The following is a 24,284-nucleotide window of genomic DNA, read 5'->3' on the forward strand; positions in this document are numbered from 1 at the left end:
GTCCTTGTAGAAAACAGATTAAATAACTTGCCAGAATTTAGTCATGCAAGGCTTGCGCCGCCGCGAACAATCCGCGGAACTTCTGGTAACGCGCTTGCAACATCTCCTGCTGCGCGACTGCGGGAACGAAGCGCTCCTTTACCGGCATGCCCTGGCCCGGCAAATCGCGGCCGCTTCCATACGCCAGGAAACCGAGCTTGGCGGCGCCGATGCAGGCGCTGAGTTCGCTGCCCGACAAGGTGCAAATCTCACGGTCGAGGACGTTCGACAGCAGTTGCGCCCAATAGTTGCTGCGCGCTCCACCGCCGACCAATGAACACTGGCCTACCACTGCGCCCGCCGACTGCACCGCATGCATCGCATCGAGCAAGCCGAAACCAACCCCTTCCAGCACCGCGTAGCCGAGCATCGCCGGTGTCGTGTCATGCGCCAGATTCATGAATCCGCCGCGCAGCAACGGATCGTTGTGCGGTGTGCGTTCGCCGGCAAGGTAAGGTAAGAACAAGGGTGTCGCGGCCGGAACCGGTTGCTCAACCGGCAAGTGTTCCTGCACCATCTGCAGCAAGGCATGTTCATTAGCCAACCCCAGCAACCGGGTAACCCAGCGCAGGCAGCTGGCGCCGGCCAGCATCGCGCCCATGGTGTACCAGCGCTGCGGCAGCGCGTGGCAGAAACTATGCACCGCGCTGGACGGATTGCCGGCGACCCGATCGGTAATGGCGACAATCGCGGCGCTGGTGCCAAGCGTGACAAACGCCTGGCCTGCGTCAATCGCACCGATGCCGACTGCCGATACCGGATTGTCACCGCCACCGCCCGCCACCACCACCGGCTGCTGCAATGCCAATAACGATGCTGCAGCGGCGCTCAAGTCAGCCGACGCCGCCGAGCCCTCCACCAATCGCGGCATCTGCTTCAACTCAAGCCCGGTGGCTTGCAGCATCGGTTCAAACCATTCGCGCTTGCGCACATCCAGCCAGAGCGTACCGGCGGCATCCGAGACATCGCTGATGCGCTCGCCGGTCAAGCGCAGGCGCAAATAATCTTTGGGCGACAACACGCAGGAAATCTGCTTGAATATTTGCGGTTCATGCTCACGCAGCCATAGCAGCTTGGGCGCAGTCAGGCCCGCCATCGGCAGGCTGCCGGTGATATCGGCAAACCCGGGATGTTCATGGCCCAGCAATTGCGCCTGTGCCATGGCACGCGAATCGTCCCAGAGAATCGCCGGACGCAACACCTGGTCGCTTTGATCCAGCAATACGGCCCCATGCATCTGCCCCGACAAGCCGATGCAACGGACTCTGGCATACGCATCCGGTTGCTGCTGCCTTAACTGATGCAAGGCCGTCAGGCAGGCCTGCCACCAGTCTTCCGGGTTTTGCTCGGACCAGCCGGCTTGCGGCCGCGAAATGCTCAATCGGACTCCGGCATGCGTTAGCACCGCGCCGCTCTCATCCAGCAATATCGCTTTCAGTTCCGAGGTGCCAAGATCTATCCCGAGTGAGATGGGACTACTCATAAATATCCATATCTAAATTTATAACGCTGATTCAAATCAGGAAGGCATCAAAGACAGCCGCAGGAGTTACGGACGCGCAGCGTCGGCGCTAACCGCACCGTTTGCTTTTTCCCTTCAGGCGTTTCAATCCGCTTCATCAACAGCTTGACCGCCCGCGTTCCCAATTCCTTGACCGGCTGCGCCATCACTGTCAGGCGCGGAATAAAGAAATCGGCCCAGTCGAAATCGTCGAAACCGACCAGCGCGATCTGCTCCGGCACATCAATCTTGGCGTCGCGCAAAGCATGCATGGCGCCGATGGTCATCAGGTTATTGGCGGTCATGATAGCGGTCGGCGGCTCTGCCAGCGCCAGCAGCTGGCGGGTTGCCTGCCGCGCCGGTTCGCTACTGGATTCGCCGCTGACCTGCAGCGCCGGATCGAACGGCAGGCCGGCAGCATCCAGTGCGGCCCGATACCCTTCAATCCGCTCATCGGTAGTAGGCAGGCCGACGCTGCCGGAAATCAGTGCGATGCGCTTGTGTCCATGCTGGATCAAGTGGCTGACCAGTTCCTGCGACGACTTCTTGTTTTCCACGCCGACCTGATCGAATCCCTGCGTCACCAGCCGGTCGACCAGCACCGCCGGGATTTCGTTAGCACGCAGGTACTCCAGCGCCAGATGCTGCGGATCGGCGGACGGCGCCAGCAGGATGCCGTCAACCCGCCGATGATGCAGCGCCTTGACCGCGCGCAGCTCTTGCTCGGGATCGTCGCGGGTATCGACATACAGCATCATGATGCCGTGCCTGGCGCATTCGGTTTCGATGGCGTGCACGGTTTCGCTGAAATAGTGATTGGAGAGCGCGGAAATCGCCACGCCGATGGTGTTCGATGTCGAGCGCGCCAGCGAGCGCGCCAATGTATTGGGTATGTAGCCGAGCTCCTGGATTGCCGCCTCCACCGCGCGTACAGTAGCCGGCCGCACTTTACGTGTACCGTTCAAGACATGCGAGACCGTCGAAGTCGATACCTTCGCGATTCTTGCGACATCATCCATCGTAGCCAATTTTCGTCCCCTTTTTTATGCTTTAAACCGGCGGCTGCGAATATCCAGGTTATCACCCCGCTTCGACAGCCGCCTCGTCAACATTACCGCTGACTGGACCATCCTTTATAACTAGCGACATTATCATGGGTAATCAGCATCGGTGTCAGCAGCACGACAGGCTTGACCGGGCGTTTGCCGTTCAGGATGTCATAGCCGATAGCAACCGCATCCTGCGCCTGGGCCCAAGGATCCTGGCTGGAGGAAGCCTGGATCGAGGTTTCCGACTTCAGCGCCGCTTCGATATCCGGTGCGCCATCGACCGAAGTGATGACGATGCCCTTGCGCTTCAGCTGCCTGGCGGCGAGATCGCTGCCGATCGCTTGCGGATCGTTGATAGTGAACAGGCCGTCGATTTTCGGGAAGCGTGTCAGATAGCCTTGCATGGCATTCAGCCCGCCTTCACGCGAACCCTTGCCATCTTGATCATCCGACAACACCTTGATGCCTGGCGCTGCTGCGAACACGGTCTTGCACCCTTTTACTCTATCGATCACGGCAGTGACTTGCGGCCCGTTCTGGATGATCACGTTGCCCTTGCCGCCCAGTTTGTCGACCAGGTATTTGCAGGCCAGTCGGCCAGCCATTTCGTTGTCGGTCTGGATCGTGGCGTCAACGCCTTTGGCGCCGACATCCACCGCCACCACCACAATCCCAGCCTTCTGGGCTTTCTTGATGGCCGGTTCGATGGCGACCGGATCGGTGGCGTTCAGCAGAATCAGGTCAACCCCGGCTGAAATGAAATTATCGATCTGCGTAAACTGCTTGCTCAGATCATAGTCGGCCGAGACCGCGGTAACCTTGGCATTGGGATTGATTTGCAAAGCTTTTGCCTTGGCGCCGTTGGCCAGCGTCACAAAATAAGGATTACCGAGCGAACCGACGGTGATGCCAACCGATTTCAGTTCACGTGCCTGCGCCGGAGCCGGCAGGGTCAGAGCCAAAGTGAGTGGCAGTAATGCCGCGAGAGCGATTTTTTTCATGATGCACTTATCTCCTGTTACTGGTCATATGAAAATCCCGGCACAACGACCAGCTTGTCGCACCCGGTGGTCTGTTAATTTCAAAACTTTCGTGGATGCCTTAAGTACGCGCACCCGATTGCCGATAGCGGTCAAGCGCCACCGCCCCGATAATCACGATGCCCTTGATGATGTATTGCCAGATATCGGACACGCCCAACAGCACCAGGCCGTTGGTCAGCACGGCGATAATCAGCGCACCGATCAAAGTGCCGCCGATGGAGCCGACACCGCCGGTAAAACTGGTGCCGCCCAAAATCACCGCCGCGATCGCATCCAGTTCATAGGATTGCCCCAGTTGCAGGCCATTGGCGGCAGACAGGCGTGACGCCGTCATCACCGCGCCCAGGCCGGCCAGCAAGCCGGACACCGCATACACGAACAGCAACACCTTCCACACCTTGATGCCGGACAGGCGCGCCGCCTCGTGGTTGCCGCCGACCGCATAGATCTGCACGCCGATCACGGTACGGCGCAGGATGAACCAGGAAACCGCCACCACCAGCAAAGCGATGATGACCAGCCACGGCACACCGAGTACCGAGTCGTTCCCGATAAATGCAAACGGCAACTCAGGATTGAAGACGGTTTTGTCATCTGCCAGCAAACGCGCAAGGCCGCGCATTGCAGTCAAGGCGCCGAGCGTGACGATGAACGGCGGCAAACGCATGAAGGCAATCAGCACGCCGTTGGTCAGTCCGAGCAGCAAGCCGAAACCGATACCGGCGACAATCCCCAGCATGCCGAATTGCGGCGAGAGCGAAGCCAGCATGGCCACCACTGCCGACGCCGCCAGGATCGCGCCGACCGACAGATCGATACCGGCAGTCAGGATCACAAAGGTCATGCCGGCGGCGAGAACGATATTCACCGAGGCTTGCTGGGTGATGATCGACAGATTCTGCACCGTGAAGAAATTCTCGCTCATCAGGGCAAAACCCAGGACCAGCAACAACAGCACCGGCAGCATGCCGACCGTACGTAACAGATTGCGCAATTGTTCGCGCTTGCCGACTGCAATGGCGGCGCCGCTATTACTCGCTAATTCCATGATTTTTGTCTCCTTGCCATTCTGATTCATGATGTCAATGTGCTGCAGGTATTCTGGCTGCCTGCGGCTCAACCTGTTGGGCCCCGGTCGCCAGTTCAATGATGTTTTCCTGGCTGATTTCACGCCCCGAATGGCCGCCCAGCTCCGCCACCAACTCGCCTTCACGCATCACCAGTACGCGATCCGAGGTACCGACGATTTCCGGCAACTCGCTGGAAATCACCACCACGCCGATACCGGCTTGCGCGAGTTCATTGATGATCCGGTAGATCTCCGACTTGGCACCGATGTCGACGCCGCGCGTCGGCTCATCCAGGATCAGCACATGCGGCTTGATTTCCAGCAGGCGCGCCAGCAATACTTTCTGTTGATTGCCGCCCGACAGCGCACCGACGTTGATATTCGGTGAGGCAACCCGGATCGCCAGCGACTTGATGGCCTCGCTGGCACGTTGCGCGCCGCGCCGGCGATCCAGCACACCGCCATAACTGGCGTCAGGCACGCAGGCGCAGACATTGATGTTGTCGCGTACGCTCATGTCCAGGAACAGCCCCTGCGATTTGCGATCCTCGGTCAGGTACACCACGCCGGCGCGGATTGCATCGACCGGGCCACGCAGTGAGGTTACCGCCTTGCCGGCCACTTCAAGCGTGCCGGAAATCCGTGGATCGGCGCCAAAAATCAGGCGCGCCAGTTCGGTACGGCCGGCGCCAACCAACCCGGCAATGCCCAGCACTTCGCCCGCATGCAGATCGAAACTGCAGCCCCTAACCCGACCGCCATCGGCCATCTCGCGCACCCGCATGACGACATTGCCAGGATCGTAAGGCGCATGTTCCTTCTTGTAGAAGCCGGACAGATCGCGCCCCACCATCATTTTCACCAGCGCATCCGCCGACAAATCCTCGCGCGCCAGCATGCCGACGTGCTTGCCGTCACGCAGTACCGAAACCCGGTCCGACAGCTCATAGATTTCAGCCATCCGATGGCTGATGTAGACAATGGCCAAACCCTCCTGGCGCAGCTGCCTGATCAATGCGAACAAACGATCAGTCTCACGCGAAGACAATGGCGTAGTCGGCTCGTCCATCACCAGGATCCTGGCGTGGGCATGGATCGCGCGCGCAATTTCCACCAGTTGGCGCTCGGCGATCGATAAGGTGCTGACTTTGGTCTGCGGCTTGAAATCGGCGCCTAGGCGGTGTAATACATCGACACAACCCGCCTCCATCGCCTTGCGGTCGACGGTCCAGCTGCGCCCGCGCAGTTCCCGGCCGAGGTAGATGTTCTCCGCCACGCTCAGGTTGGGGCACAGGCTCAGTTCCTGATAAATGACCGCGACGCCGTGTTCCTTGGCGGCACGCGGACCGTAGCTGGCCACGCGCTGGCCATCGATGCGGATCTCGCCGCCGGCATCGGCCTGGTGGGCACCTGACAAGACTTTCATCAACGTCGACTTGCCGGCGCCGTTCTCGCCCATCAAGGCATGGACTTCGCCGGCAAATACGGTCAGGCCGACCTCTTTCAACACCTTCAAGCCGCTGAAGGTTTTGGAAATGCCACGCATCTCGAGAATCGGTGTTGCGCCTGATTCAGGTTTCATGAATAACCCCTAAATTTGACTGATCATTCGTTTTTTATAAAACGATCGCATCGGTAAAACAGTTTGTAAGTAGGAATCCGTAAATCGCTTTAACATCGTCGTCATTCCCGCGAACGCGGGCACCAAGGTGGAGAATCCATGTTGCACATAAAATAGATCCCCGCGTTCGCGGGGACGACATGGAGAGCCCACAGGGAGTCGCTGCGACCAATCAACATGCGATTGAGGGTGAGCATTCAATACAAACATTGAGCGGGGTGCGGGAGGAGGCCGTAGCGCCTCTGTGGAATGCGGGATGTTCATTTGTCTCCTTGCTTATTTGTTTTTACCTAGGTAGCGCAACTGCCGACAACTGCCGAACTAGCTTCAACGACCTGATTTGCGATCAATATTAGATGAAAGCAAGCGCTTGCGCAAGCGCTTGCTTTTTTTGATATTTACACAATACAAATGATGAAGACAAAAAAACACCTCCACGAAGGAGGTGTCGGATACTGCTCCGGATACAGCTAAAACCGCTTGGCGCAGAGTATCGGGACGCTCCCGGTCAGTTCCCGGCCACGGTCATGCTTTCAATCAGCACCGAACCGGTTTGCTTGGTGCCGCGAATCAGCGTATCGGCGCCGATCGCAACGATTTGCGCCAACATGTCTTGCATGTTGCCGGCAATCGTGATTTCCTCGACCGGATATTGGATCACCCCCTTTTCAACCCAGTAACCGGAGGCGCCGCGCGAATAATCGCCGGTGACGTAATTGACGCCCTGCCCCATCAGCTCGGTCACCAGCAAGCCGGTATCGAGCTTTTTCAGCATCGCCTTGAAATCATCCGAGGATTTGGTGAGCGAAGAAGTGATGCTCAGATTATGCGAGCCGCCGGAATTGCCGGTAGTTTTCATGCCCAGCTTGCGCGCCGAATAGGTCGACAGGAAATAACCCTGCACTACGCCATCCTTGACCACATCGCGGCGCTGCGTCTTGACGCCCTCTTCATCGAACGGCGCCGAACCCACCGCGCCGATCACGTGCGGATCTTCCACAATCTGGATATGCGGCGCAAATACCGACTTGCCCAGCGAATCCAGCAAGAAGGTCGACTTGCGATACAGCGCGCCGCCCGACACCGCTTGCACGAAAGCCCCCAGCAAACCTGCCGCCAGCGGCGCCTCGAACAACACCGGACACTTGCGGGTATCCAGCTGGCGTGCGTTCAGCCGCGCCAATGCGCGCTCCGCAGCGTAACGACCGATCGCTTCCGGCCTGGCCAGCTGCTTCGGATCGCGCATCGACGAATACCAGTCGTCGCGCTGCATCTTGCTGCCCTTGCCGGCGATAGGCGCCACCGAGATGGTGTGCCGCGAAAATGGATAGCCACCCATGAAACCACGCGAATTGGCGCTGACAAAGTGCGATTGCTGGGCGTAGACGCCGGCGCCTTCGCTATTGGTAATACGTTTATCGACGGCAAATGCTGCCGCTTCGCAACGTTTTGCCAGTTCTACCGCCTCTTCGGCCGAGATCAGCCACGGCGAGCAAAGCTTCAAGTCCAGCGGATTCATTTCCAAAGTATCAACATCCGGCAAGCCGGCGCAATCGTCCTCGGCGGTAAAGCGGGCGATGTTGTAGGCGGCTTCGACCGTGTCTTGCAGCGCTTTTGCCGAAAAATCGGAGGTGCTGGCATTGCCGCGCCGGGTATGGCCTTCCTCGCCGATATAGACGGTGACGCCCATGCCCTTGTCCTTGTTTTGCTCGATGGTTTCGACGCTGCCCTTGCGCACGCCCACCGACAAACCGCTGCCTTCGCTGATTTCAACGGCGGCGCCGGAAGCGCCTTTTTCCCGTGCATAGCGCAAAACGTCCTGCGCAAGTTGTTGCAATTGCTCTTGGCTATGTATGAATACGGAGTCGCTCATGGGTCGGTTTTCTTCGAAAAGGGTATAAAACGGTTATCATAGCAGTCGTTTACAGTATGGAAGTACCCTTAACATCATGCCAAATCCCAATCGTGGCTCCTGCGGCTTTCAGTCCAGTGAGTTCGAACAAGAATACGATCGTCCCTCCAAGTCCCAGCTCAAGCGCGAGATGACTGCATTGCAGAAGCTCGGCGAAGAGCTGATTGCCGAATCGCGCGACCGCGTCAAGCGGGTGCCGATGCCGGAGGATGTGCGCGACGCCATCCTCGAATGCCAGCAAATCAAGGATCACGAAGGACGCCGACGCCAGACCCAATACGTAGGCAAGAAGATGCGTACGCTGGAGCCGCACGAAATCGCCGAAATCCAGAAAACCCTGGATAGCTGGAGAGGCTTGTCGAAAGCCGATACCGCCGCCATGCACGCGCTGGAACGCCACCGCGACCGCTTGCTGAAGGACGATAACGCGCTGACAGAACTGCTGGCGCAGCATCCGGAACTGGACGTGCAGCACATCCGCACCCTGATCCGCAACGGCCGCAAGGAACAAGCCGAGAACAAGCCGCCTAAGGCTTATCGCGAAATTTTCCAGTTGCTGAAACAATTGCAAAAGCCGTCTGCTGGTCAGGATGGCGAGGACGATAGCGAGCACAATGACGACGGCGATGGCGACGAAGACCAGCACAATTAATACGATGGGCGCGACTAATCCTGCATCGAAGCAAAGCTTGAAGATCGGCCTGGTCTCGATTTCGGACCGCGCCAGCACCGGCGTTTATCAGGATCAAGGTATCCCTGCCCTGCAAGACTGGCTGGCGACGGCGCTCACCAGTCCGTGGGAAGTCGAGACCCGCCTGATTGCCGACGAACGCGCGCTGATCGAGCAAACCTTGATTGAGTTGGCAGACCAACATCAATGCGATCTGGTGCTGACCACCGGCGGCACCGGCCCTGCCCGGCGCGACGTGACGCCGGAAGCCACGCTGGCGGTCGCCACCAAGGAAATGCCGGGTTTTGGCGAACAGATGCGGCAAATCAGCCTGCAATTCGTTCCTACGGCGATCCTGTCGCGGCAAGTCGCGGTGATACGCGAAAGTGCTGATCACGCGGCGCTGATCCTGAATTTGCCAGGTCAGCCGAAAGCCATCAAAGAAACCCTGGAAGGTTTGAAAGATGCCGACGGCAAGCAGAAGGTGTCCGGTATTTTTGCTGCGGTGCCTTACTGTATCGATTTGATCGGTGGTCCGTATATTGAGACCAACGACGCTATCTGCAAGGCGTTTCGGCCGAAATCGGCGGTCAAACCAGCGTAGCCGGCGCAGGCAAACCCTCCTTACCCAACTTTTTTGCGAACAGCATCCATGTTGCCAGCGGTCGCCTCCAAACTCTGCATTGCCCGAGCCTTGCTCCTGCCGCTGGCGACGCTGGCGTTGAGTTCGCCCCTCCCCTTGCTGGCGCAAACCCAAACCCTGCGCCTGATCAACGAGTATCCGGCGACCTCGATCACTGCCGCCGCCGACTTGCAGTTTGCCGCCAACGTCAAATTGCTGGCGGGCGAGACACTCGTCATCAGTACCGAGCAGGAAGCGCTGAACCCGTTCAAGGGTAACGCCCAGGTCAGTGCGGTGAGCGACGGCAAGGTTGAAATTGCCACGCTGTTTGCCGGCATCATCGGCGCCAGCGATCCTTTCTTCCTGTTATCTTCATTGCCGTTCACGGTAAATAATTTTGACGATGCCAAGGCGCTCGCCAGTTGCTCACAGCCTGCGGTTGAGCAGCATCTCAGCAAACTCAACGCGCATCTGCTGTACGTTACGCCATGGCCGCCGTCCGGCATCTGGTCGGCGACGCCACTAACCGATCTGGCGGCGTTGAAAGCGCTGCGGATTCGCACCTACGACGAAAATAGCCGCGCTGTATTTGAACAGGCCGGTGCGCAAAGCGTGAATTTGCCGTTTTCGGCGGTTCCACCCAAACTGGCTGCCGGCGAGTTGAACGCCGTACTGTCATCAGGCGATGGCGGCGCCGGCAACCGCCTGTGGGAGCAACTGGGTAATTTCAGCGCTGTCAGCTACTCAATTCCGCTGAGTTACACCGTCATCAACCAGGATGTCTGGCAGCGGCTAAAACCGGAACTGCAGGCGATACTGACTGAAGCCGCCAAACGTACCGCAGCCAGCTCCTGGAGCAACGTCAAGGATCGCAATGCCAGCAATTACGCACGCATGCGCGAGCATAAAATGACGTTGAATCTGGCGCCTGCGCAAGAGATACGAGACAGTCTGCGCAGCGCCGCAAGAAGCCAGGTTTCGGCCTGGCAGCAAAAGGCCAACGCCACCGATATCGTCGGACTCTGCCTTACGGGGGCGCAGCAAACATCACAAGCATCAAAATAAGCCGGCAACCGGCATCGATTAATCATCCACTTCCTATCCGGAACACCTAATGTCAAGCACTCTCGAAACCCTGGAAATCGCCACCTCCGAAACACCGACCGCCGCCGTCATCTGGATGCACGGCCTGGGCGCCGACGGCTCCGATTTCGTCCCGATCGTGAAAGAACTGGATCTGACCGGCTGCCCCGGCATCCGCTTCGTGTTCCCGAGCGCACCAGCGATACCGGTGACCATCAACAACGGCTACGTGATGCCAGCCTGGTACGACATCCTGACGACCGACCTGATCCGCCGCGAAGACGAAGCCGGCCTGCGCAAATCGCAAGCTGAAATCGAAGCCTTGATCGCGCAGCAGATCGCGCTCGGGATTGCCGCCGACAAAATCGTCATTGCCGGTTTTTCGCAAGGTTGTGCGATGGCGTTGCAAACCGGTTTGCGTTATCCGCAAAAGCTGGCCGGGCTGATGTGCCTGTCTGGTTACCTGCCGCTAAGCGACAAGACGGCCGCAGAGCGCAATGCAGCCAACCAGAACACGCCGATTTTCCAGGCGCATGGCCGTGGCGATCCGGTGGTGCTGATCGACCGCGCAGAAAAATCGCGCGACTTGCTCACGCAACTCGGCTATCAGGTTGAATGGCATGAATACATGATGCCGCATTCGGTTTGTGCGGAAGAAGTTGCCGATATAGGTAACTGGTTGCGTCGCGTGTTGGCATAAAACACGCTGCTGCATCACCCCCATAAAAAAAGCCCGCATCGCATGCGGGCTTTTTTCTGTCGGCAACATTTATTTCACCTGCGGCGTATAACCAGCATCCTTGATCGCTTCAGCAAGCTCATCCGCAGTTGCCCTGCTCTCAATCGACACGGTCCGCCCTTCTATCTTGATATCCACCCTGGCGTTTGCGTCAACGCCATTGATGGCTTTGGAAATGCGGCCGGCGCAATGGCCGCAAGTCATGTCCTGCACATTGAATTCGATCATTTTCATGCTCCGTCTTGAATTGATTGGTTAGGTACTGACACCAACTATAGACCTTCCCATCATGGCAAGGTCAAGCCCTAATTGACGCAATACAAAAACCAAACGATCCAAACCTGCCACAGAGAATCGCGAACGACTTAGTTCAAGCCGTTCTTGCCTTCGATTTCATTGGCTTTCAAACCACCCAGGCGCGCATGCAGGCGGCCACGTGTCGCCACTGCGAATGCCACCACGATTTCGTCGGCATTAGGTGCATCGAAGAACTGGGTAGTCACGGTGTCGTAGTGCGATGGCACATACAAAGCATTTTTGTGCGCCAGTGGAATATCGAGTTCAGTACCCGGTACACCACGCTTGCCGGACGATGGGATCCAGGCCTTGCCACCACCTATGGCTTCGCGGATCGGCATCACCATGGCTGGCGTCAGGAAGGCATTACCGTGTTCGTATTCACCGCCAATGCCGACGATGCAAGCCTTGCCGTAGCTTTCCACCTGATCCTGGCCCAATGCGGCGACAATGCGACGGCCGAATTCATGGCCGAGTGCAGGTGAATTGGCCAGGATCAGATCCAGGCTTTCGCTGAAACGCCCGGCGTAGGGATTGTGGATGGCCGCGGCGATCACAATCTTGCGCAGCAAGCTGCCATCCGCCAGCACGCCATTTTCATTGGCCAGGGTGTCGTCGATCTGGGTGTACCACTTGCGGATATGATAATTTTCGAAATTGGCTGGTTTGGTCATGATGTTTTCCTGGCAAGTTGATAGATTTGAAGAAATCTGATGGACAGGAATCCTAACTTGCCTGTACCCCTCGCCGTATAGCGCATTACGTATATGCAGTAGAGCTTTTGGCAGCGCAAAAGGCGAACTGTTGAAGTTGCGCTTACCTTATAGCCCACAAGGATATATTAATCACTACACACAGAAGCTGCGATTGGCATAGACATATTCTTCTCGCTCCACCTTCTCAAAACCCATTTGGACGAGGACGCAACGTGCGTGATATCACATCCCAGAACGCCATCGCTTCACCCACACTCAGAGAGGCCTTCACGACATTGGTGACGCCCGTTTCCTTATCCTCCGTATACTTGCTTGACGCCCCATTTTCCATCTCCAGAGTCACCGCAGGAGTTTTTGTGCTGCCAATCGTGGCGTTCGCCTCCAACATAAAACGATGCCCCGGTATGTCTTTTGGCAGCAGAGGCATGGCAAGCAACCATTCTTCGGCCTTCAGGCCCGGCAGATCGACCACACCTTTGCGCAGCGTTTTCATATCGTCATTTTGGGAAATAACCGCGTTGATTTCACCACCGCGCTGCAACAGTGATTTTGCATCAGCAATATCGGTATCTGTTCTAAATTCAATCGTCACATCAGGCGTCTTGCGTAATCTAAAGACGCGTTTTATTTCTTCCCCGTCTCCTGTCTTCCCCGGTACAAACCCGCCATTAAAGCAAAATCCCGGCTCGCTTGGAATTTCATCTTCGCCACGCCCACGAATTCTTTGCAACAATGCGAAAACCGCATAGGTATTCTCACGGACGTTGTTTCTCAAAACTTTAGGTCTCGGATTTTCGCGGACATATACCGATGTCTCCTCATCTGTCGCCGGCGCCTCTACCTTGATCAGATAGCCGTTGTGCCATTTATATGCCTCGATCACTTTCCGGACATCGGTGAGTGCATTATCTCGTAGACGAATAAAGTAACGCGATCCTTCATCCCACGCCTTACCATTTGCCGACAGGAAGGTCCAGCCGGCCTGCGTCTTTCTGGCCTTCAATTCCTTTTCACGGGCTGCGATGGTCTCCACATACTCTTCCTGCGACATAGGGTGCGCTTCTACCACAATGCCTTGTACTTTTGTTCGCCATTCGTCGACAAATACATCTGCAGGTACATCAATCAGGTAACGGCCGATACAGCGGGTCTTGAGATTGGCGGTCATGTCACTCACGGTTTGTTTCTCCTGGAAGGTTAGCGGCGCGGCGCGGTACCCGCAAGCGCTCAGGCTCAGCAGCAGGCACACCACACCGGTTATTTTTGAAGGTCGCATCAACCCAGATACTCCAACGATGTGCCCTTGACGTTCTGTGCAATCTTGGTGATCGCCCACAAGGTAAAGCGTCGCGTGGTATTTGGGGTATAGGCAGGCTCATGCTCAACACCGAGATATGGCACGCATGCTTTCACATTCTTACTGGACGCAGGCGCTTTTCCTGAACGCACGGAGACGGTGCCATCGCCCGCCTCTTCAGGTTTGGCGAGGTGGAACTGCGCTGTTCTCGATGCTCTATCTGGTGGAGCGGCCGGGCGCAGTATATGGCTCCCTTTCTGCAAATTTGACGCTTGCGCACTCTCGCCTGTGCGGTAGTCGCTGAATAACGATGACGAAGAATGTGTCCATCCAATGTTGCCATACGCTTTGTACATATCGCTCGCGCCATAAAAGGCGTAGGTCTGCGGATGATATTTTCCACGCATAACCGTGTGAAATTTCGCAACCTGATCCCAAATTATGTCCTCAAATTCCCGCCAGTCATTTTCTAGCGTTTTCTTTTCAGGATCGAGCGGATTAATCAGTTGGTCATCAATCAGACCCCACCATTCCTGGCGCTCGGTATAGATTTCGCTATATGGATCTTTTGCAGGCAAACTCATCGTCTTGTTACCATCCTTGATCTTGAGCCAGCCCATGCCGTATTCGGAGCTCGGCAGCAATTGCAATGGACCGGGAGCGCTGCTCAATACGGCAGTCACCTTTTCGGCATTGCTGCCAGCAACAAGGCCGGTGGTTCCCTCTATTCCCAATTTCATTCGTTTGTATATGGCGGCGGCGCCGATAGTCGGCATCACACCGTGCACGATACCGAGCACTTTTTCTCGCAAGCCAAATGCCTGGAAGTCCGGGTCTTGACTTAACACTTCCGAGTAGTAGCGTGCCACCAGCCCGCCCATCGAATGGGTGACAAGTATCACCTTCTCGCAACGAAACTGAAGTTTGATGTAGTGGTTAACAAATTCCTGGATCTTGGCATGCAAATGTTTGGCTGAATCTTCATTTCCTTGCAGCCAGTTATAGCCTACCGCATGAACTGGGAAACGGTATTTGTATGACAAACCGACCTCATCGTGCGTCAAGGTTTCCACGCCCGGCGCCTGCGCAACCAGTTGACTGACCAGTTCAGAACGCACCCCTGTTTTGCACGTATCAAAATCGTTGAGCGCATTTTCCAGCCACACCAATGATTCACCGTAGCTCATATAGCTAACGGTTCCCCATCCCCTGCGACGTAATTCGATCTCGCTATGCCGGGTGCCGGTTGGAATGATGCCGCCGTCGTGGACTTTTGTGTTGTTCGGATCGAGAATCATCTTGCGAACTGACGCATCCTTTCCGACCCAGTCTCTGGCCATTTTCCCAGCGCTGTCTAGCAGCCACACCGCCTTATTGTCCAAAGTCGTTAAATTAGACCCCATCACCCCCGGCACAAAAATCACCGGAATCACACGCGTCGGTATCATGTAGCACACGGCGGTGCTGTCATCCGGTGGTGACGTAACAGAGTGAAAGGACACATGTCCGTCCTCGTCATAAGTCGGAGGAATAATTCGTTCAATAGTCACCATATACGGTTCCTTAACTGTTTCTTTTTATATTTTTTTGCGGTTTCTTATCTGCATGCCAGTGTGGACCGGTATCGTCCACGAGCGAGCGCCGGCATGCCTGTCATGACTCTTTACCGATGAATAACTTGACAGCCTCAACCGCCACGCTCTTTTGCAGAGGCGTATTACCCGCGGCTTCCGTCGCGCCCCGCAGAAAAGTCTGGCCCTCCCGCCCCAGCGTGAATTCTTTGCCGCGGACCGGTTCGTCGTTGTAGGGCCATTTCAGCGAGAACTCTTCGTCGAATGGCGCGTGCTTCCAACTATTCATGGTTTCCGCCAGCGAACTCGGTCCCTGGCGCCGGAACGAAGCAGATTTAACCACCCGATCACCACGCGTGCCATCTTCAATGCCGGTCGCCGACATCCTGAAATACGATCCCCCGCACTTGAGCAGCAGTTCTTCCTTTGCCTCAATCGTGACCCGGCCATTGACGCTGGTCATGGTCATATTCTTGTCCGACAGGAGATGCATGTCGTCGCTTTGCGCTTGGATTTCAACTTTTCCTTTGCCAGCGAATAACTTCATCCCGAGCTTCTGGGCAAAAAGAGACACGGCCTCTCCAGCCGATACGGTGAATTTCTTCAACACGCCGATATCGGCACTTCCCTTCGCACTGGCAATCAAATTGCCTTGCGCAGCAAGCTGCAAATGATGACCGCTGGTGAAAGCCATGCCAGCTGGCGCGCTTGCCAGCAGGACCGCCTGCTGTAACTGATCCAGGCGACTCTCCAGCAATTGCTTCTGTTTGTCTACTTCAGCGATATGAGCTTGTGCGACCCGCGCTGCCTCCGATAAAGACTGCATCAAAATCAGTGCGGCATCGAGCTGCGCTTTGGCTTCCGACATATCCAGTTGCTGGCCGTTGGCCTTTGGCTGCGCATCGGCGGACAAAAATAATCCCTTGCCGCCACGGACACTCGCATGCAAATCGGTGCGAATTTCCAAACCTTCGCCACGCATTTTCCTCTTGGAATCGACCAGATGCCCAAGATTCAATTGGCTCTTACCGTATTCGGTGGCCAGCTTGACGTGCTCTTCGCCTTCCCAGTCTTCCAGCCGCAACTTGTTGTTACTCTGGGTTTTAATTTCGTTGCGGCTCATCCAGCGTCTCTGATTGGTGATCAGATCGCTGTAATGACTGTTATGCATTGCATGGGAAATAAATGGCGAATCTGGATTTCCGTCGTGGAAGCTCACTGCAACCTCGGTTCCGTCCAGCAACGGAAAATGGAAGCCAGTCTGTTTGCTCCCAGCAAAAGGTTTCGCCAGCCGCATCCAGCAACTGTTCAGGCCAGCCGTCCTCGGATCACGGTCAAAATCGAACTGCACCATGTAATCGCCATCCTGGTTCATGTAGGCGTACGGATAGCGGTTCGGGGTGGCGATACGGGCGCTGACGGTGCCGGAGATTTTCGGCCAGTCCGCTTCATTAAGCGGCAGCCGATATATCCGGTCGGAAGGAATCGCTGTGTAGCTGTTGTGGTAAGCGGTATCCCGCGCGCCGTAGTGCGTGACTTTGGTGATCAGCTGGCCGTATTTGGCATCCGGCAGGATCTTGTTGGTCATCCGGAAGACCGCGCCCGGCGCTAGGCCAAGGACATTGCTTTTACCCAGATAAACGATTTGCGCCGACAACGCCGCTTCATGGCGCAAGCGGCCTTCCCACTCTGCCTGCTCCTTATTCAAATGCTGCGTGCCCCAGGAATACGATTGGCCGTAGGTGCCCTTGTCGTTACGCGCCAGATTGATTTCGGTTTCAACCGTTGCCGGTGCGGCCAGTCGGTTGTAGTCTCTGACGATAATCGATTCCGGGATGCTGGTGGTATGCGTTTCAAGCGCCTGCACTGCCTCTGCGCCGACGCTTTCCAGCCCGGCGTGTGCGCTCATCGGCGCGGTCAAGGCCGGCTGACGCCGGTAATGGCTGAAATCATCGCCAAAATGCACGACCTCGCCCCACTCGCCGGCATCGATCCTGAACCATATGCCGCTACGACGACACAGCCGCTGAATGAACGCCAGATCGGATTCGCGCCACTGAGTAATGATCGGGCGTTTTTCGTATTGCCGTAATAAGGTAAAGCTGAAATGGCTGTTGTCGCCGGCAAAACCATGTTCGCGCAGAATGCTTTCGACGATTTCCGGAAAAGTCTGCTCCAGGAACAGGCGGCAACGCTTGACGTTGCCCAACAGGGCCAGGCGCGATTCCAGTATCACTTCATAGGTAGTGACGTCTTTGCTGCTGTCGATCTGGTTGAAACCGGTGATGACGCCTTGAATCTTGCGGCCCGCGCCTAAACTCGGCAGCCCGGGCAGTGCCGGCGGGCTAATCGAAAATACGCCTGGCATGCCGAGGAAACTGGCACGCGGCAAATCAGGAAGTGGATGGGTTAAGCGAATGACAAAGCGATTGGGCTGGCCCAACTCTTCAATGCCTTCAAAACTGACAACGCTAAGCTCTTTGGCAAGAACGCCGGCACGCCTGACTTCCAGATAATAGGGTTGCTGGATGCTACTTCTCAGCAAAACAGACATATTACTGCTGCCATAATCATTCACTCCGCGCTCCAAACAATTATCTTTAATACAACAATCTACGTTGATTTAAAAACAGTGTCAATGAGTTAATATTTTTAGCAAAGCAAAATGAATTCTCTAGAGTTGCTCAGCACAGAACAGCAAGAAACAGCTCTGTTAAAATTGTGCTTGACCTTCCCATCATGGGAAGGATGATCATGCACTATCCCCACTCGTCAAATTGAGTCCATCATGAGCAGCACTGGCGCCACCCAATCACTCCAAGCGGCAGAATTCCAATTAGCGATAGACGGCATGACCTGCGCATCGTGCGTCTCCCATGTCGAAAAAGCATTGCGCAAAGTTGCCGGCGTGCGCGAGGTCAGCGTCAACCTGGCGACCGAACTGGCGACCGTGCAAACCGATGGCGCAAGCACCATCGGGCCGCTGGTTGCCGCGGTGGAAAAAGCCGGCTACCAGGTCAGACAGCAAGAATTAACGCTGGATATCGAGGGCATGAGTTGCGCTTCCTGCGTCAGCCGGGTGGAAAAAGCGCTGCATAAAGTGGCTGGCGTGCAAACCGTTGCCGTCAATCTGGCCAGCGAGAAAGCCACGTTGACCACCGTCGGCGCGGTACCTGTCGCCAAATTAATAGCGGCGATCAAGACTGCAGGCTATGAAGCCTCATTACCAAAAACCACGCTAGAAGCATCGGCAAGCAAGCGCCCGTTGCCGAGCTGGTGGCCAGTCGCCGCTGCCGCATTATTTACCCTGCCTCTGGTCCTGCCGATGCTGCTGATGCCCTTCGGCGGCAGCTGGGCCCTGCCCGGCTGGTGGCAACTGGCGCTGGCGACGCCAGTGCAGTTCTGGCTCGGCGCCCGTTTCTATCGCGCCGGCTGGCGCGCGCTGAAGGCTGGCACCGGCAATATGGATTTGCTGGTAGCACTGGGCACCAGCGCCGCTTATGGACTGTCGCTGTATTTGCTGCTGACGGCCGCACATGGCGCGATGGCGCATCTGTATTTCGAAGCATCGGCGGCGGTGATCACGCTGGTGTTACTCGGGAAATGGCTGGAAACCCGCGCCAAGCGCCAAACCGCCGATGCCATCCGGGCCTTGAATGCATTGCGTCCGGAACGCGCCACCGTGCGGCGCGACGGCGTTGACAGCGAGATCGCCATCGGCGACCTGCAGATCAACGATGTGGTGGTGGTGCGTGCCGGCGAGCGCATCGCAGTTGATGGCCTGGTGTTGGAAGGCCACAGCCAGGTCGACGAATCCTTGTTGACCGGCGAGAGCCTGCCGGTAGAAAAACAGCTACACGACCGGGTGACCGCCGGCGCGATCAACGGTGCAGGTTTGCTGCTGGTGACCACCACCGCAATCGGCGCCGAAACCACGCTGGCCCGCATCATCCGCATGGTGGAACATGCACAAGCCGCCAAAGCGCCGATCCAGCGCCTGGTAGACCAGGTCAGCGCGGTCTTCGTGCCGGTAGTGTTGCTGATCGCCGCCGTCACCTTGCTGGGTTGGGGCTTGAGCAGCGGCGACTGGCAGCAAGCCTTGCTCAACGCAGTGGCGGTGCTGGTGATCGCCTGCCCATGCGCACTGGGACTGGCGACGCCGACTGCAATCATGGCCGGCACCGGGATCGCTGCCCGCTTCGGAATATTGATCAAGGACGCGGAGGCGCTCGAAATCGCCCATCGCATCAATGTCGTGGCCTTCGATAAAACCGGTACCTTGACGGTCGGACATCCGGCGTTGCTGGCCTTGCTCCCTAGCGCACAAAGCGCCACCGCCAGCGATGACTTGCTGACACTTGCCGCTGCGGTACAACGCGGCAGCGAACATCCGCTGGCGCGCGCCGTTATAGCCGCCGCAGAGAAGAAAGTATCGCTGCCCTCGCTCAACGCCAGCAACGTGCAAAGCGTCGCCGGACGCGGCGTGCAAGCCACTGTCGGTGATCGACGATGTTATCTGGGCAGCTCGCGCTGGATGCAGGAACTGGGAGTCAGCCTCGATGCACTGGCGAACGAAGCCAAGATGCTGGAAGCTGAAGGCCGCACCGTTTCATGGCTCGCCACCGAAGAAAATGGCAAATTATCGCTTGCCGGTCTGCTGGCTTTCGGCGACGAAATCAAGCCGACGGCCAGGGCCGCGATCCAGCAACTCCAACAGCGTTCGATCCGGGTTGCCATGCTGAGCGGCGATAACCGCGGCAGCGCCAACGCCGTCGGCCGGCAGTTGGAAATCACCGAGGTCCATGCAGAAATCCTGCCGGGTGAAAAAGCCAGGGCAATCACCGATCTCAAATCCGGCGCCGCCGTAGTCGCCATGGTCGGCGACGGCATCAACGATGCGCCGGCACTGGCTGCCGCCGACGTCGGTATCGCCATGTCGACCGGCACCGATGTCGCCATGCAAGCCGCCGGCATCACGCTGATGCGCGGCGATCCGGGCCTGGTCGCAGATGCTATCGATATCTCGCGCCGCACTTATAACAAGATTCGCCAAAACCTGTTCTGGGCTTTTATCTATAACCTGATCGGCATCCCGCTGGCAGCGCTGGGGTATCTGAATCCGGTGCTGGCCGGTGCGGCGATGGCGTTCAGCAGCGTCAGCGTGGTCAGCAACGCCTTGCTGCTGCGCCGCTGGCGGCCGTTATCTTTCAAGGAAACTCCACATGACGACTAATGCAATGAATATCGGCGACGCCGCAATGGCTTCAGGCGTCTCGGCCAAAATGATACGGCACTATGAGGAAACCGGCCTGATCCCGAAAGCCAGCCGCAGCGACGGCGGCTACCGCACCTATGCCGAACGCGATATCCACCTGCTGCGGTTTATCCGCCAAGGCCGCGTGCTGGGATTTTCGATGAAGCAGATTGCCGAGCTGATCGGCCTCTGGCTGGATCAGTCGCGCCCCAGCAGTAAAGTCAAGCAACTGGCGCTGGACCATATCGCTGAATTAGACGAGAAGATCAAGGAGTTGCAAGCCATGAAAGCTACGCTGGAACAATTGGCCTGCCATTGCCACGGCGATGCGCGGCCGGATTGCCCGATTCTGGAAGGTCTTGCCAAACAACAAGGCGGCATTAATTAACAGGAATCAATGCTAGAATCCCGTCCATGTCTGCCATGAACCGACTCAAGAACCTGCTGATTTTATTGCTGGCGCTAACACTCCCAATACAGGGATATGCAGCGGCGGCGATGGTTTTTTGCGGCTCTGAAAAAGTGACTGTGGCAAGCGCCGTCGGCGCTGGCGACGCCACCGTGCATCATATGCATGCGCAAAATGCGGACCTGCCGGCCAAGGTTCAGCACGGCAATCATGAGCACTCGTCGCACGACAAGAACTCAAGCTCCTGCAGCTCCTGCGCGGCTTGCTGTGTGGGTGCGATTCCGGTGGAATTGGCGCTGTCGGCAACGCAGCCGCTACCGGCCATGCATTTCACGCAATTTCCAATTTCAGGTTTTGTCGGCTACACCCCGGAAAACCCCGAACGACCTCCCTCAATCCTCGTTTAACACTCCTAACTCAAACGTCTTGCCGCCCTATCGGGATCGGCAAGTTTGATTGATGGGCTATGCCCTGGCTACGTGCGCCGCGTGTCTTTGACCGTGGCCGTACAGCAACCGGGCAGCGCTCCATGGTTCAGCTAACGAGGACATCATGTTCATTTTTTTACGCAGGCGCATGCTGCCTGCCGCATTGCTGCTCGCCTTGACCGGTTGCGCCAGCTTGAGCGCCGATCACGGTTTTAGCGAAGTCAGCGAGATTACCAAACAGCGGCTGGGACAAACCCCGGTTCAGCAGCGTTCCGAACAGGAACAAGGCGAAGCCCGGGAGATCGTTCAGAAATTGCTGCAAAAACCGCTCACTGTCGATGCTGCGGTACAAATTGCCCTGCTCAACAACCGCAGCCTGCAAGCCGAGTATCAAGAACTGGGGATTGCCGAAGCAAATTGGGTGCAAGCCAGCCGTTTGCCGAATCCAGGCTTCAGCTTCGGCCGTACCCGCAGCGGCGACGACCTCAAGATAGTCCGCAGTTTTTCGATGGCGCTCATGGGCTTGCTGACACTGCCGCTGAGCTCGAAAATCGAACAGCGCCAGTTCGAGATCAGCAAACTGAAGATCGTAAATCGTATCCTGCAGGTAGCCGCCGAAACCCGCAGCGCTTATTTCCAGAGTGTCGCGGCGAACCAGAGCATTGTCTACCAGGAGCAAGTGGAAAGCGCCGCAGCAGCCGGCAGCGAACTAGCCGGAAAGATGGCTAAAGCTGGCAATTTCAATCAATTGGAGCTGGCGCGCGAACAAGCGTTTCACGCCGACGCTGTAACGCAATTGACGCGCTCGCGCCAGCAAGTAATGGTCGCACGTGAACAATTGGTGCGGCTGCTGGGCCTCAGTTCTGCGCAAACTGCAATGCAACTGCCGCCGCGTTTGCCGGAGCTGCCGGCCCAGCGTCCGTCTTTGCAAGATGCGGAGAGCCTGGCCATGGCGCAGCGGCTGGACATCGCCGCCGCCAAACTGGAAGTCGAAGGCTTGCAGGCAACGCTGGGATTGAATCAGGCTACCCGTTTCATTAATGTGCTGGACCTGACGTACCTGCATAACTCCGAACCAGGCATCCCACACGAAACCGGCTATCAAATCAGCCTTGAAATCCCCTTGTTCGACTGGGGTGGCGCGCGCGTCGCCAAATCGGAAGCGATCTACATGCAAGCTGCGCATCGTCTCGCGGCGACTGCTGTGGATGCCCAATCGCAGGTGCGCGTGGCGTATCACGGTTACCAGAGTGCCTATGATCTGGCACGGCATTACCGTGATCAGGTGGTGCCTTTGCGCAAGCGGGTTTCGGACGAATATCTGCTGCGCTACAACGGCATGTTGTCGAGCGTATTCGAACTATTGGCCGATGCACGCGAACAAGCCAGTGCGGTCAATGCGGCCATCGATGCCAACCGCGATTTCTGGCTGGCAGACAGCGAGATGCAACTGGCGCTGGGCGGCTCCTTACCACCTCCCGCACCGGCATCTTCATCGTCGCCTGCGCCTGCAAAATTACAAGGAACACAACCATGAAACACTTGTCACGACGCGCCTTTTTGCAAGGCTCGGCGCTGGCGGTCGGCGCTACCGCCGTCAGCCGGATCGGCGCCGCCAGCCTGCCTGAAGCCGTATTGCAAACCCAGGCCAGCACTCAGCCTCCTCTCAACCCTGCCAACGGCCGTCCCTATCAACCGGTCGTCACCTTGAATGGATGGACGCTGCCGTGGCGCATGAACAATGGCGTCAAGGAATTCCATCTGGTGGCGGAGCCGGTAGTGCGCGAAATCGCGCCTGGCATGAAAGCCAACCTGTGGGGTTACAACGGCCAGAGTCCGGGGCCGACGATCGAGGTGGTGGAAGGTGATCGGGTACGGATTTTCGTGACGAATAAACTGCCGGAACATACCTCCGTGCACTGGCACGGCCAGCGTTTGCCGAACGGCATGGATGGCGTTACCGGCCTGACCCAGCCTGGCATCCCGCCTGGCAAGACTTTCGTTTATGAATTCGTGGCGCGTCGCGCCGGCACATTCATGTACCACCCGCATGCCGATGAAATGGTGCAGATGGCGATGGGCATGATGGGCTTCTGGATTACCCATCCGAAAGATCCGTCGCTGATGCGGGTCGACCGCGATTTCGTGTTCTTGCTGAACGCCTATGACATCGAACCGGGCGCCGCTACGCCGAGAGTCAACGAAATGACCGACTTCAACCTGTGGACCTGGAACAGCCGCGCCTTTCCCGGCATCGATCCGTTGGTGGTGCGGCAGCATGACCGGGTCCGGATCAGGGTCGGTAACCTGACCATGACCAACCACCCGATCCATCTGCACGGTCACGAATTCGTGGTGACCGGTACCGACGGTGGCTGGACGCCGCCGGCCGGGCGCTGGCCGGAGGTCAGCACCGACATCGCCGTCGGTCAGATGCGCGCGATTGAATTCGACGCCAGCGAACCTGGCGACTGGGCGCTGCACTGCCATAAATCACATCACACCATGAATGCCATGGGCCACGGCGTGCCGACCATGATCGGCGTCGACCAGAAATCGGTATTGAAAAAAATCAACCAGCTGATTCCCGACTACATGGTGATGGGCGACAAAGGCGGCTCGATGGGCGATATGGAAATGCCCTTGCCGGACAACACTCTGCCGATGATGAGTGGCGCCGGCCCGTTTGGCGGGATTGAAATGGGTGGCATGTTTACTACGATGAAGGTACGCAAAGGCATCGCCAGCAACGATTACAAAGATCCCGGCTGGTACAAACATCCTGCCGGCACCGTCGCGTATGAGTGGAAAGGCGGCGATGCCGCCATGCCAGCCGCCGCGCAGGCGCCTGACGCCAGGCGCATGGCTGGCAAACCGGGCGAAAAGATCATGAACGCAGTCAAGGGAGGCTCACATGCCGACCACTAATCAAATCACAACATTTTGTTTTTAATCAAAAGGATA

The 24,284-nt window shown here is 57.2% G+C and carries 20 protein-coding genes; 9 read left to right on the forward strand and 11 right to left on the reverse strand.

The window, feature by feature from the left end:
- Positions 1 to 37 precede the first annotated feature (37 nt).
- From xylB to pmbA, 6 genes are all read right to left on the reverse strand, one after another.
- Complete coding sequence (xylB, locus tag KHU29_RS10195) at positions 38 to 1,510, reverse strand: xylulokinase (protein ID WP_425514467.1); 1,473 nt, start codon at positions 1,508 to 1,510, stop codon at positions 38 to 40.
- 59 nt (positions 1,511 to 1,569) lie between these two features.
- Entirely contained in the window at positions 1,570 to 2,559 is a 990-nt protein-coding gene (locus KHU29_RS10200; protein ID WP_246541832.1) for a LacI family DNA-binding transcriptional regulator, read from the reverse strand.
- 92 nt (positions 2,560 to 2,651) lie between these two features.
- Positions 2,652 to 3,590 carry an ABC transporter substrate-binding protein gene (locus tag KHU29_RS10205; RefSeq protein WP_211452705.1) on the reverse strand — a complete coding sequence of 313 codons (939 nt, stop codon included), beginning with the start codon at positions 3,588 to 3,590 and terminating at the stop codon, positions 2,652 to 2,654.
- 100 nt (positions 3,591 to 3,690) lie between these two features.
- Positions 3,691 to 4,680, reverse strand: a complete 990-nt coding sequence (locus KHU29_RS10210; RefSeq protein ID WP_246541812.1) for an ABC transporter permease subunit — start codon at positions 4,678 to 4,680, stop codon at positions 3,691 to 3,693.
- 34 nt (positions 4,681 to 4,714) lie between these two features.
- Positions 4,715 to 6,283 (reverse strand): sugar ABC transporter ATP-binding protein, encoded by a 1,569-nt coding sequence (locus tag KHU29_RS10215; protein WP_211452707.1) that lies wholly within the window; start codon positions 6,281 to 6,283, stop codon positions 4,715 to 4,717.
- A 547-nt stretch (positions 6,284 to 6,830) separates the two neighbouring features.
- Positions 6,831 to 8,195 (reverse strand): metalloprotease PmbA, encoded by a 1,365-nt coding sequence (gene pmbA / locus KHU29_RS10220; protein WP_211452708.1) that lies wholly within the window; start codon positions 8,193 to 8,195, stop codon positions 6,831 to 6,833.
- A gap of 76 nt (positions 8,196 to 8,271) precedes the next feature.
- Here pmbA and yjgA point away from each other — a divergent pair, with 76 nt between their 5' ends.
- The 4 genes from yjgA to KHU29_RS10240 are packed head-to-tail and all read left to right on the forward strand — an operon-like array spanning position 8,272 to position 11,309.
- Positions 8,272 to 8,886, forward strand: coding sequence for a ribosome biogenesis factor YjgA (gene yjgA, locus KHU29_RS10225; RefSeq protein ID WP_211452709.1), 615 nt, complete (start codon positions 8,272 to 8,274; stop codon positions 8,884 to 8,886).
- Positions 8,887 to 8,890: 4 nt separating this feature from the next.
- On the forward strand, positions 8,891 to 9,508 hold the full coding sequence (mog, locus tag KHU29_RS10230; protein ID WP_211452803.1) for a molybdopterin adenylyltransferase: 618 nt from the start codon (positions 8,891 to 8,893) through the stop codon (positions 9,506 to 9,508).
- A gap of 48 nt (positions 9,509 to 9,556) precedes the next feature.
- Positions 9,557 to 10,591, forward strand: a complete 1,035-nt coding sequence (locus KHU29_RS10235; RefSeq protein ID WP_211452710.1) for a TRAP transporter substrate-binding protein — start codon at positions 9,557 to 9,559, stop codon at positions 10,589 to 10,591.
- A gap of 49 nt (positions 10,592 to 10,640) precedes the next feature.
- Positions 10,641 to 11,309: an alpha/beta hydrolase gene (locus tag KHU29_RS10240; RefSeq protein ID WP_211452711.1), complete on the forward strand. Its 669-nt coding sequence runs from the start codon at positions 10,641 to 10,643 to the stop codon at positions 11,307 to 11,309.
- Positions 11,310 to 11,378: 69 nt separating this feature from the next.
- Here KHU29_RS10240 and KHU29_RS10245 read toward each other — a convergent pair whose 3' ends face one another.
- The 5 genes from KHU29_RS10245 to KHU29_RS10265 all read right to left on the reverse strand — a co-directional run bounded on the left by KHU29_RS10245 (position 11,379) and on the right by KHU29_RS10265 (position 17,783).
- Positions 11,379 to 11,582, reverse strand: a complete 204-nt coding sequence (locus KHU29_RS10245) for a heavy-metal-associated domain-containing protein (protein WP_425514465.1) — start codon at positions 11,580 to 11,582, stop codon at positions 11,379 to 11,381.
- Between the two features lie 131 nt (positions 11,583 to 11,713).
- The gene (locus KHU29_RS10250) at positions 11,714 to 12,319 is read right to left on the reverse strand and encodes an amino acid synthesis family protein (RefSeq protein ID WP_211452712.1); all 606 of its coding nucleotides are present in this window, start codon (positions 12,317 to 12,319) and stop codon (positions 11,714 to 11,716) included.
- A gap of 226 nt (positions 12,320 to 12,545) precedes the next feature.
- Positions 12,546 to 13,637, reverse strand: a complete 1,092-nt coding sequence (locus tag KHU29_RS10255) for a T6SS immunity protein Tli4 family protein (protein WP_211452713.1) — start codon at positions 13,635 to 13,637, stop codon at positions 12,546 to 12,548.
- The gene (locus KHU29_RS10260; protein ID WP_211452714.1) at positions 13,637 to 15,211 is read right to left on the reverse strand and encodes a lipase family alpha/beta hydrolase; all 1,575 of its coding nucleotides are present in this window, start codon (positions 15,209 to 15,211) and stop codon (positions 13,637 to 13,639) included. The genes KHU29_RS10255 and KHU29_RS10260 overlap by 1 nt, the downstream gene beginning before the upstream one ends.
- Positions 15,212 to 15,311: 100 nt before the next feature.
- A complete protein-coding gene (locus KHU29_RS10265; protein ID WP_211452715.1) occupies positions 15,312 to 17,783 on the reverse strand; it encodes a type VI secretion system Vgr family protein in 2,472 nt (823 codons plus the stop codon).
- 234 nt (positions 17,784 to 18,017) lie between these two features.
- On the opposite strand from KHU29_RS10265, the gene KHU29_RS10270 reads away from it, so the two are divergent.
- The 5 genes from KHU29_RS10270 to KHU29_RS10290 all read left to right on the forward strand — a co-directional run bounded on the left by KHU29_RS10270 (position 18,018) and on the right by KHU29_RS10290 (position 24,248).
- The gene (locus tag KHU29_RS10270; RefSeq protein WP_211452716.1) at positions 18,018 to 20,462 is read left to right on the forward strand and encodes a heavy metal translocating P-type ATPase; all 2,445 of its coding nucleotides are present in this window, start codon (positions 18,018 to 18,020) and stop codon (positions 20,460 to 20,462) included.
- Between the two features lie 4 nt (positions 20,463 to 20,466).
- Positions 20,467 to 20,871, forward strand: coding sequence for a Cu(I)-responsive transcriptional regulator (gene cueR, locus KHU29_RS10275; RefSeq protein WP_211452805.1), 405 nt, complete (start codon positions 20,467 to 20,469; stop codon positions 20,869 to 20,871).
- 26 nt (positions 20,872 to 20,897) lie between these two features.
- Positions 20,898 to 21,299 carry a hypothetical protein gene (locus KHU29_RS10280; RefSeq protein WP_211452717.1) on the forward strand — a complete coding sequence of 134 codons (402 nt, stop codon included), beginning with the start codon at positions 20,898 to 20,900 and terminating at the stop codon, positions 21,297 to 21,299.
- Positions 21,300 to 21,444: 145 nt separating this feature from the next.
- Positions 21,445 to 22,857, forward strand: a complete 1,413-nt coding sequence (locus tag KHU29_RS10285) for a TolC family protein (RefSeq protein WP_211452718.1) — start codon at positions 21,445 to 21,447, stop codon at positions 22,855 to 22,857.
- Positions 22,854 to 24,248, forward strand: coding sequence for a multicopper oxidase family protein (locus tag KHU29_RS10290; RefSeq protein ID WP_211452719.1), 1,395 nt, complete (start codon positions 22,854 to 22,856; stop codon positions 24,246 to 24,248). Before KHU29_RS10285 ends, KHU29_RS10290 begins: the two co-directional genes overlap by 4 nt.
- Positions 24,249 to 24,284 lie beyond the last annotated feature (36 nt).

The organism is Collimonas antrihumi, assembly GCF_018304965.1.
Taxonomy (GTDB): domain Bacteria; phylum Pseudomonadota; class Gammaproteobacteria; order Burkholderiales; family Burkholderiaceae_D; genus Collimonas; species Collimonas antrihumi.

Excerpts from the sequence above, each read along its gene's own strand:
- KHU29_RS10205 (WP_211452705.1), bottom strand. The coding sequence starts at position 3,590 with ATGAAAAAAATCGCTCTCGCGGCATTACTGCCACTCACTTTGGCTCTG.
- KHU29_RS10210 (WP_246541812.1), bottom strand. The coding sequence starts at position 4,680 with ATGGAATTAGCGAGTAATAGCGGCGCCGCCATTGCAGTCGGCAAGCGC.
- cueR (WP_211452805.1), top strand. The coding sequence starts at position 20,467 with ATGAATATCGGCGACGCCGCAATGGCTTCAGGCGTCTCGGCCAAAATG.
- KHU29_RS10235 (WP_211452710.1), top strand. The coding sequence starts at position 9,557 with ATGTTGCCAGCGGTCGCCTCCAAACTCTGCATTGCCCGAGCCTTGCTC.
- KHU29_RS10200 (WP_246541832.1), bottom strand. The coding sequence starts at position 2,559 with ATGGATGATGTCGCAAGAATCGCGAAGGTATCGACTTCGACGGTCTCG.
- yjgA (WP_211452709.1), top strand. The coding sequence starts at position 8,272 with ATGCCAAATCCCAATCGTGGCTCCTGCGGCTTTCAGTCCAGTGAGTTC.
- KHU29_RS10280 (WP_211452717.1), top strand. The coding sequence starts at position 20,898 with ATGTCTGCCATGAACCGACTCAAGAACCTGCTGATTTTATTGCTGGCG.
- KHU29_RS10215 (WP_211452707.1), bottom strand. The coding sequence starts at position 6,283 with ATGAAACCTGAATCAGGCGCAACACCGATTCTCGAGATGCGTGGCATT.
- mog (WP_211452803.1), top strand. The coding sequence starts at position 8,891 with ATGGGCGCGACTAATCCTGCATCGAAGCAAAGCTTGAAGATCGGCCTG.
- KHU29_RS10265 (WP_211452715.1), bottom strand. The coding sequence starts at position 17,783 with ATGTCTGTTTTGCTGAGAAGTAGCATCCAGCAACCCTATTATCTGGAA.
- KHU29_RS10255 (WP_211452713.1), bottom strand. The coding sequence starts at position 13,637 with ATGCGACCTTCAAAAATAACCGGTGTGGTGTGCCTGCTGCTGAGCCTG.
- KHU29_RS10245 (WP_425514465.1), bottom strand. The coding sequence starts at position 11,582 with ATGAAAATGATCGAATTCAATGTGCAGGACATGACTTGCGGCCATTGC.
- KHU29_RS10285 (WP_211452718.1), top strand. The coding sequence starts at position 21,445 with ATGTTCATTTTTTTACGCAGGCGCATGCTGCCTGCCGCATTGCTGCTC.
- KHU29_RS10270 (WP_211452716.1), top strand. The coding sequence starts at position 18,018 with ATGAGCAGCACTGGCGCCACCCAATCACTCCAAGCGGCAGAATTCCAA.
- KHU29_RS10260 (WP_211452714.1), bottom strand. The coding sequence starts at position 15,211 with ATGGTGACTATTGAACGAATTATTCCTCCGACTTATGACGAGGACGGA.
- pmbA (WP_211452708.1), bottom strand. The coding sequence starts at position 8,195 with ATGAGCGACTCCGTATTCATACATAGCCAAGAGCAATTGCAACAACTT.
- KHU29_RS10250 (WP_211452712.1), bottom strand. The coding sequence starts at position 12,319 with ATGACCAAACCAGCCAATTTCGAAAATTATCATATCCGCAAGTGGTAC.
- KHU29_RS10240 (WP_211452711.1), top strand. The coding sequence starts at position 10,641 with ATGTCAAGCACTCTCGAAACCCTGGAAATCGCCACCTCCGAAACACCG.
- KHU29_RS10290 (WP_211452719.1), top strand. The coding sequence starts at position 22,854 with ATGAAACACTTGTCACGACGCGCCTTTTTGCAAGGCTCGGCGCTGGCG.